Source organism: Mesorhizobium sp. M7A.F.Ca.CA.003.01.2.1, assembly GCF_003998945.1.
In the GTDB taxonomy this organism is placed as follows: Bacteria; Pseudomonadota; Alphaproteobacteria; order Rhizobiales; family Rhizobiaceae; genus Mesorhizobium; species Mesorhizobium ciceri.
This window is the reverse complement of the sequence record NZ_RZRA01000162.1, coordinates 1-7,472: the sequence shown is the minus strand read 5'-3', so window position 1 is coordinate 7,472 and position 7,472 is coordinate 1. Positions and strand designations below refer to the sequence as shown.

Sequence of the window (7,472 nt, the reverse complement as noted above, 5' to 3'; positions counted from 1 at the left end):
TTGCAGCGCCATCGAGAAGCCGAGATTGGGGATGAACGGGAACGGATGCGCCGGGTCGATCGACAGCGGGGTCAGCACCGGGAAAACCTGTTCCTGGAAATGGTCTTCCAGCCAGATTTTCTCGTCCTTGGTCAGCGCATCGCGGGTGATGCTCTCGATGCCTTCCTTGTTGAGCAGCACGGTGAGCGCCGAAAGGCTCTTCTGCTGGTCTTCCTGCAGCCGCTCGACCTCACGCAGCAGCTGTTCGAGCTGCTGTTCGGGGGTGCGGCCGTCGGGGCTCTTCAGCGTGATGCCCTCGCGCACCTGGCCGGCAAGACCGGCGACTCGGACCATGAAGAACTCGTCGAGATTGGCGGCCGAGATCGACAGGAAGCGGACGCGCTCCAGCAGCGGATGATTGAGGTTCAGCGACTCCTCGAGAACGCGCCGGTTGAACTGCAGCCAGGAAAACTCGCGGTTGACAAACCGGTCCGGGTTGCCGCCTTCCGGGCGAGCCACCTCGACATCCACGAATTCGTTCTGCACCGGCTTCAGTTCGTTCATGATTCCCGCTCTTCCACACCCGCTCAAGCCGGCTAGCCAGTCACTCTAGCGACCCATGGTCCCTCCCGGAAACCGAAATCGGTTTTCGGGCCATGGGTTAACCGGCTTAACTTATCCTCTGACAGGCTTTTGCGACAGTTTGATTTCATCGAACTTGCAAAGAGGCCTGATATGATCCAGATGCAGACGAGACTGCGTTAAGGAGACGACGATGGCAGGCGGTTCCATTCCCCATTTTCAGAACGATGCGGGCTATCCGGCAATCGACATCGGCGTGAAGGAATTCATGTGCACGGGCGCCAATCCGCCTTTCGACCACCCGCATGTGTTTCTGGACATGGGCGACGACAATGAAAAAGTCTGTCCCTATTGCTCGACGCTCTACCGCTATTCGCCGAAGCTGAAGGCGACGGAAACGCTGCCGGCCGGATGCATCTACATCGAACAGGCCGCCTGAGACTTTCGCGACCAGCCCGATGAACGACACGCGTTCCCGGCAAATTGTCGTCGCCGGGGCCGGTGTCGCCGGATTGACCGCAGCCCTTGCATTCGCCTCGCGCGGCTACGCGGTTCGGGTGTTCGAACAGGCGCAGCGCCTGGAAGCTGCCGGCGCCGGCATCCAGCTCTCTCCAAACGCGACGCGCATCCTTCGCCAGCTTGGCGTGCTCGACCGGCTGCTGCCGGCAGCGGTGCGGCCGCAAGCCGTGGTGTTGAAGAAGGCCGCGACCTTGCGCGAACTGGCGCGCGTGCCGCTGGGGCAAGCCGCCGAAACCCGCTGGCAAGCACCCTATCTCGTCGCGCACAGGGCCGATCTGCAGAGCGCATTGACCGCGCGCGTTGCCGAGGTGCCGGATATCCATCTCACCACCGGCGCGCGCATCGGCGACGTTGCCTCCGGCCCGCATGGCATCACGGCGACGGCCGAGATCGACGGCAAGACCATCGAGGCGGAGGGCTTCCTGCTGGTCGGGGCCGATGGCGTCTGGTCATCGGTGCGCCCACTTGTCGACTCGGCCAAGGGGTCGGCTTCGCCAAGAAACCATTTCTCCGGCGAACTGGCCTGGCGCGCGACCATCGCAGCCGATAGCGCCGCGGGGCAGAGCTTTGCCGCCATCGGCGCCAGGGACTGCGTCACCACCTTCCTGCATCCCGGCTTCCATATGGTGGCCTATCCCGTCAGCAAGGGTGCGGCCTTCAATCTCGCGGCCTTCACCAGGGGCGACCGCATTGCCGAGGGCTGGTCCGGCAACGCCGACGCCGGGATCCTGACCCGAGCTCTTGCCGGCACTGCGGCAGAACTTGCCCGTCTGGTCGAGCAGGCCGGCCCGTGGACCGCGTGGCCGATCCACACTGTCGACCCGCAACAGCCCTGGACAACACCGAACGGCATGGCGCTGATCGGCGACGCCGCGCATGCGATGACCCCATTCGCGGCGCAAGGTGCGGCCATGGCGATCGAGGATGCAGCGACGCTTGCCGACGCCGTCTACGCCTCCCCTACGAACCCGCTGGCCGCGCTTGCGGTTTGGGAACAGTCACGGCGGCCGCGTGTCGCGCAGGTCGCCCGACGCGGCGCTGTCAACCGGCTGGCCTGGCATGCCGCAGGGCCGGTGGCGATTGCGCGCAACGTGTTCCTGAAAATGCGCTCGTCGGAAAAACTCGCGGCGGATTTGGACTGGCTCTATGGCTGGCGGGCACCGGAGGCTGACGAAAGCTGAAACCTGCGAAAGGTTGGCGGGACAGAGGGGGGTGTGAAGGAACGCGACACTCGCCAATTCGCGGAATGCCCACGCTAATTATACAGCCGCATCGATAGCCCGAGCGATACAGGCAGCGGGTTCCACCAGCCGGTGCGCAGGCCTGCGGTGCGCAAGGCGGCCGCCGTCCAGGTGTTGCAGCCGATCAGTGCGTTGAAATGGCCGTTGGCTTCGTAGAAGCCGTCGAACCTGGAATAGGCCGCGTCCGGAACGAGGATCGGGCCTTCCGGTCCGCGCTGGAAACTCGCATCGATGAAATCGAGCAACGCCGCGAACCGGTCCTCTGTGATGTCGAACCCCGCGATGTCAGGGGGCGGTTCGAGGATGTCACCGGCGACATCGACATGCATGACCGACGCGTCGAGGGTCAGTGCCTTCATCACCGGTACCGCCTTCAGCTCGGACCATGTCGGCGTCTCCAGGTAGAAGGCGCGACCGCCCCAGCCGAAGACGATGTAGCGGACCTCCGGCCTGTCGGCCGGTATGCCGGCGTCGACCAGGAAGTGGAAACGCTGGCGCACGGCATCGTCGACCGGGATGGCGATATCGGTGTGGATCGGATTGTTCAGCACCAGGATGTGGCGCGTCGCGGCGGGCATGGCGGCGGCCGCCGGCCACAGCGGCCGCGGCACGAGGGTGCCCGTCGTCACGGCGAGAGCGACGACAATCAACAGAAGGCCTAGAAAACGTCCCAGTCTCTTCATGAAAAGCGGCTCTGCAAAAGCGCTCCAGCGCGACAGGAACGGTCGCCTGTTATGCCATACGCAAAAGAGCCCGGCAGTGTTTCAGCCGGGCTCCTCGCAAACATCGAAAGCCTAGTGCAGGATCTGCGACAGGAACAGCTTCGTGCGCTCATGGCGCGGGTGGTCGAAGAACTCGGCCGGCGTGTTCTGCTCGACGATCTGGCCCTGGTCCATGAAGATCACCCGGTTGGCGACCTTGCGGGCAAAACCCATCTCGTGGGTGACGCACAGCATGGTCATGCCTTCTTCGGCAAGGCCAACCATGGTCTCCAGCACTTCCTTGATCATCTCCGGATCAAGCGCCGAGGTCGGCTCGTCGAACAGCATGATGCGCGGGTTCATGCACAGCGAGCGGGCAATCGCCACACGCTGCTGCTGGCCGCCGGAAAGCTGGCCGGGATATTTGTTGGCCTGTTCCGGGATCTTGACGCGCTTGAGGAAATGCATGGCGATTTCCTCGGCCTGCTTCTTCGGCGTCTTGCGCACCCAGATCGGCGCCAGCGTGCAGTTCTCCAGGATGGTCAGATGCGGGAACAGGTTGAAGTGCTGGAACACCATGCCGACCTCGCGGCGCACCTCGTCGATCTTCTTGAGATCGTTGGTCAATTCCTTACCGTCGACGATGATCTTGCCCTTCTGGTGCTCCTCCAGGCGGTTGATGCAGCGGATCATGGTCGATTTGCCGGAGCCGGAGGGGCCGCAGATGACGATGCGCTCGCCGCGCATCACTTTCAGGTTGATGTCCTTCAGCACATGGAACTCGCCATACCATTTGTGCATGGCGATGATGTCGATGGCGACATCGGTCGTCGAAATCTGCATCTTGGCGGCGTTGACCTTGATCTCTTCGGCGCTGACGGCATTTTCGGTGGCCATGAGAGGGATCCCCTTGTTCTTTTGTTTATGTTTAGCGTTTGTGGCCGGTGTCGAGCCGGCGTTCGGTGTACATTGAATAGCGCGACATGCCGAAGCAGAACAGCCAGAAGACGAAGGCGGCGAAGATCAGGCCGGACCTCGCCGTCTGCGCGGTTGCCCAGTTTGCATCGGAAAAATTCTGTTTGACGATGCCGAGCAGGTCGAACATCGAGATGATGATGACCAGGCTGGTGTCCTTGAACATGCCGATGAAGGTGTTGACGATGCCCGGGATGACCAATTTGAGCGCCTGCGGCATGACGATGAAATACATCTTCTGCCAATAGCCGAGGCCGAGCGAATCGGCACCTTCATATTGGCCCTTGGGGATCGCCTGCAGGCCGCCGCGCACCACTTCGGCCATATAGGCGGCGGCAAACAGCGACACGCCGATCAAAGCGCGCAGGAACTTGTCGAACGAAACGCCCTCCGGCAGGAACAGCGGCAGCATGACGCTGGCGAAGAACAGCACGGTGATCAGCGGGATGCCGCGCACCGTCTCGATGAAGACGACGCACAGCGTCTTGATGATCGGCATCTTGGAACGGCGGCCGAGCGCCAGCACGATGCCGAGCGGCAGCGACACGGCAATGCCGACGAAGGACAGGCTGAGCGTTACCAAGAGCCCGCCCCAAAGCGAGGTCTCGACATGCGGCAGGCCGAACATGCCGCCGACCAGCAGGACGAAGGCGACGATCGGCAGCACGAAGAACAGCAGAACCGCATTCAGCCCTTTGCGTGGCACCTTCGGCATCAGCATCGGCACCAGCAGCGCCACGAACAGGATGGCGACCAGGATCGGCCGCCAGCGCTCCTCGATGGGATAGCGGCCGAGCATGAACTGGCCGAACTTGGCATTGACGAAAGCCCAGCAGGCGCCGGTCCAGCCATCCGGCTGGATGCCGCCTTGCGCCACCGTGGCGCATACGGTCCGGTCCGGCCCCGTCCACACGGCGTTGATGAACGCCCAATTGATGATTTGCGGCAGGATCATCGCCACCAGGGCGATGCCGACGATTGTCAAAATGGTGTCGCCGGTAGACGCGATCAGGTTCTTGCGCACCCATGCGCCGAGGCCGGTGACGCTGGCGGGCGCCGGCTGCGCCAGCACCATTTCGGTGCGCACCCAGGACATATCATGTTCTTGCATGTCCTTACCTCACCTCTCCACCAGCGCCATCTTGGCGTTGAACCAGTTCATCACAAGCGAGGTCAGAAGGCTGATGGCGAGATAGATCACCATCATGATCACCACGCCCTCGACGGCCTGGCCGGTCTGGTTCAGCACTGTCCCGGCGGTCGCCGTCAGGTCCGGATAGCCGATGGCGATGGCCAGCGACGAGTTCTTGGTCAGGTTGAGATACTGGCTGGTCAGCGGCGGAATGACGATGCGCATGGCCTGCGGCACGACGACCAGCCGCAGGATCGATCCGGAACGCAATCCCAACGCTCCGGCGGCTTCCGTCTGGCCCGCGCTGACACCCCTGATGCCGGCACGCACGATCTCGGCGATGAAGGCGGCGGTATAGCAGGACAGCGCCAGATAAAGCGACAGGAACTCCGGCCGGACCTGAAAGCCGCCGGTCAGGTTGAAAGTCGACTGCTTGGGGTAATCGAAGCTCAGGGGAAAGCCGCTCAGCGCATAGGCGAGCAGCGGCAGCCCGACGATCAGCGCCGCGGATGTCCAAAACACCGGAAATTGCTGGCCGGTCGCCATCTGCCGTTGCCGCGCCTTGCGCGCGACGAACCACGCCATGGCGATGCCGACGAGCAGGGCGACGAAAATCAGCCATGAACCGTCGCCCCATACGGCGCGTGGAAAATAGAAACCGCGCTGGTTGAGAAAGGAGCCGAACGGCAAATTGATGCTGTCGCGTGGCGCCGGCAGCACGGCCAGCACGCCGGAATACCAGAAGAAGATGACCAGCAGCGGCGGGATGTTGCGGAAGACCTCGACATAGACGGTGCAGATCTTCCTGATCAGCCAGTTCTTCGAGAGCCGGCCGATGCCGATGACGAAGCCGATGATTGTCGCGGTGATGATGCCGACGATGGCGACGATGACCGTGTTGAGGAGGCCGACCAGAATGGCGCGGCCATAGGTCGAATCCGACGAATAGGCGATCGCGCTCTCGCTGATATCGAAGCCGGCGCGGCCCTTGAGGAAGCCGAAGCCTGAAGCGATGCGCAACCGCGTCAGGTTGTCGATGACGTTGTGGGCAATCCACCAGACGCCCGCCACCAGCAGCACGACGACCAGCACCTGGAAGAATATGCCCCGGATTTTCGGATCGTTGATGAAGGAGCCGCGGCTGGGCTCCTCGCGAAGTACGTCCTGCGATGCCATTCGACCGTCCCCTGGAAAGAGAAACCGGGAGGCAGATGATCTGCCTCCCGGATCACATTTCGATCAGCGGATCGGCGGCGCGTATTGCAGGCCGCCCTTGGTCCACAGCGCGTTGATGCCGCGCGCGATCTTCAGCGGGCTGCCCGAGCCGACATTGCGCTCGAACATTTCGCCATAATTGCCGACGGCCTTGACGATGTTGACCACCCAGTCATTGGAGACGCCGAGATCGGTACCGATCTTGGTGTCGGCTTCCTGGCCGAGAACGCGCTTGATCTCGGGGCTGGCCGAGTTCTTCATCTCATCGACATTGGCCTTGGTGATGCCGAGCTCTTCAGCCTGCAGCAGCGCAAAATAGGTCCATTTGACGATGTGGTACCACTGGTCGTCGCCCTGGCGAACGGCAGGTCCGAGCGGCTCCTTGGAGATGATCTCGGGCAGCACGACATGGTCGGCCGGCGATCCCAGCGTCAGGCGTATGCCATAGAGGCCCGACTGATCGGTGGTGTAGACGTCGCAGCGGCCGGCATCATAGGCGGCGTTGACCTCTTCCAGCTTTTCGAAGACGACGGGATTGTACTCCATCTTGTTGGCCTTGAAGTAGTCGGCGAGGTTCAGCTCGGTGGTGGTGCCGCTCTGCACGCAGACGGCTGCGCCCGAGAGCTGCAATGCCGAATTGACACCCGGCAGCTTCTTGGCGTTGATCATGAAACCCTGGCCGTCATAATAGGTGACGCCGATGAAATTCAGGCCGAGTGCCGTATCGCGGTTGATGGTCCAGGTGGTGTTGCGCGACAGGATGTCGATCTCGCCCGACTGCAGCGCGGTAAACCGCTCCTTGGCGCTGAGCGGCGTGAACTTGACCCTGGAGCCGTCACCGAAGACGGCGGCCGCGACAGCGCGGCAGAAATCCGCATCGATGCCTTGCCAGTCACCCTTGTCGTCCGGCGCCGAAAAGCCGGCCAGGCCGGTGGAGACGCCGCACTGGATGAAGCCCTTCGCCTTGACGGTGTCGAGCGTGGCCGCCGACGCGGCGGACGCCATCAATCCAAGCGTGGCGGCGCCTAGAATGCCGATAGCAATGTGTTTCATGACCCACAGACCCTTTTCTCTGTTTTTCAGGAGTAAATCCTGATTTTTTTCTCCCGTGTGAACGCGGCTTCATCC

Annotated in this window: 7 protein-coding genes and 1 pseudogene; 2 read left to right on the top strand and 6 right to left on the bottom strand. The window is 62.5% G+C overall.

Annotation, left to right across the window (positions count from 1 at the left end; genetic code table 11):
• Nucleotides 1-543, bottom strand: a pseudogene (locus EN969_RS09400) (RNA degradosome polyphosphate kinase); the annotation flags it as partial.
• 211 nt (nucleotides 544-754) lie between these two features.
• Here EN969_RS09400 and EN969_RS09395 point away from each other — a divergent pair.
• Together EN969_RS09395 and EN969_RS09390 are read left to right on the top strand one after the other, a co-directional pair.
• Nucleotides 755-1,000, top strand: coding sequence for a zinc-finger domain-containing protein (locus EN969_RS09395; RefSeq protein ID WP_013532417.1), 246 nt, complete (start codon nucleotides 755-757; stop codon nucleotides 998-1,000).
• 19 nt (nucleotides 1,001-1,019) lie between these two features.
• The gene (locus EN969_RS09390) at nucleotides 1,020-2,261 is read left to right on the top strand and encodes an FAD-dependent monooxygenase (protein ID WP_013532418.1); all 1,242 of its coding nucleotides are present in this window, start codon (nucleotides 1,020-1,022) and stop codon (nucleotides 2,259-2,261) included.
• A 74-nt stretch (nucleotides 2,262-2,335) separates the two neighbouring features.
• On the opposite strand, the gene EN969_RS09385 is transcribed toward EN969_RS09390, so the two are convergent.
• From EN969_RS09385 to EN969_RS09365, 5 genes are all read right to left on the bottom strand, one after another.
• On the bottom strand, nucleotides 2,336-3,004 hold the full coding sequence (locus EN969_RS09385; RefSeq protein WP_013532419.1) for a TIGR02117 family protein: 669 nt from the start codon (nucleotides 3,002-3,004) through the stop codon (nucleotides 2,336-2,338).
• Nucleotides 3,005-3,115: 111 nt separating this feature from the next.
• Nucleotides 3,116-3,919 carry an amino acid ABC transporter ATP-binding protein gene (locus tag EN969_RS09380; RefSeq protein WP_013532420.1) on the bottom strand — a complete coding sequence of 268 codons (804 nt, stop codon included), beginning with the start codon at nucleotides 3,917-3,919 and terminating at the stop codon, nucleotides 3,116-3,118.
• A gap of 31 nt (nucleotides 3,920-3,950) precedes the next feature.
• Entirely contained in the window at nucleotides 3,951-5,108 is a 1,158-nt protein-coding gene (locus tag EN969_RS09375; protein ID WP_013532421.1) for an amino acid ABC transporter permease, read from the bottom strand.
• A 9-nt stretch (nucleotides 5,109-5,117) separates the two neighbouring features.
• Nucleotides 5,118-6,305, bottom strand: a complete 1,188-nt coding sequence (locus tag EN969_RS09370; protein WP_013532422.1) for an amino acid ABC transporter permease — start codon at nucleotides 6,303-6,305, stop codon at nucleotides 5,118-5,120.
• A gap of 63 nt (nucleotides 6,306-6,368) precedes the next feature.
• A complete protein-coding gene (locus EN969_RS09365; protein WP_013532423.1) occupies nucleotides 6,369-7,397 on the bottom strand; it encodes an amino acid ABC transporter substrate-binding protein in 1,029 nt (342 codons plus the stop codon).
• Between the last annotated feature and the right edge of the window lie 75 nt (nucleotides 7,398-7,472).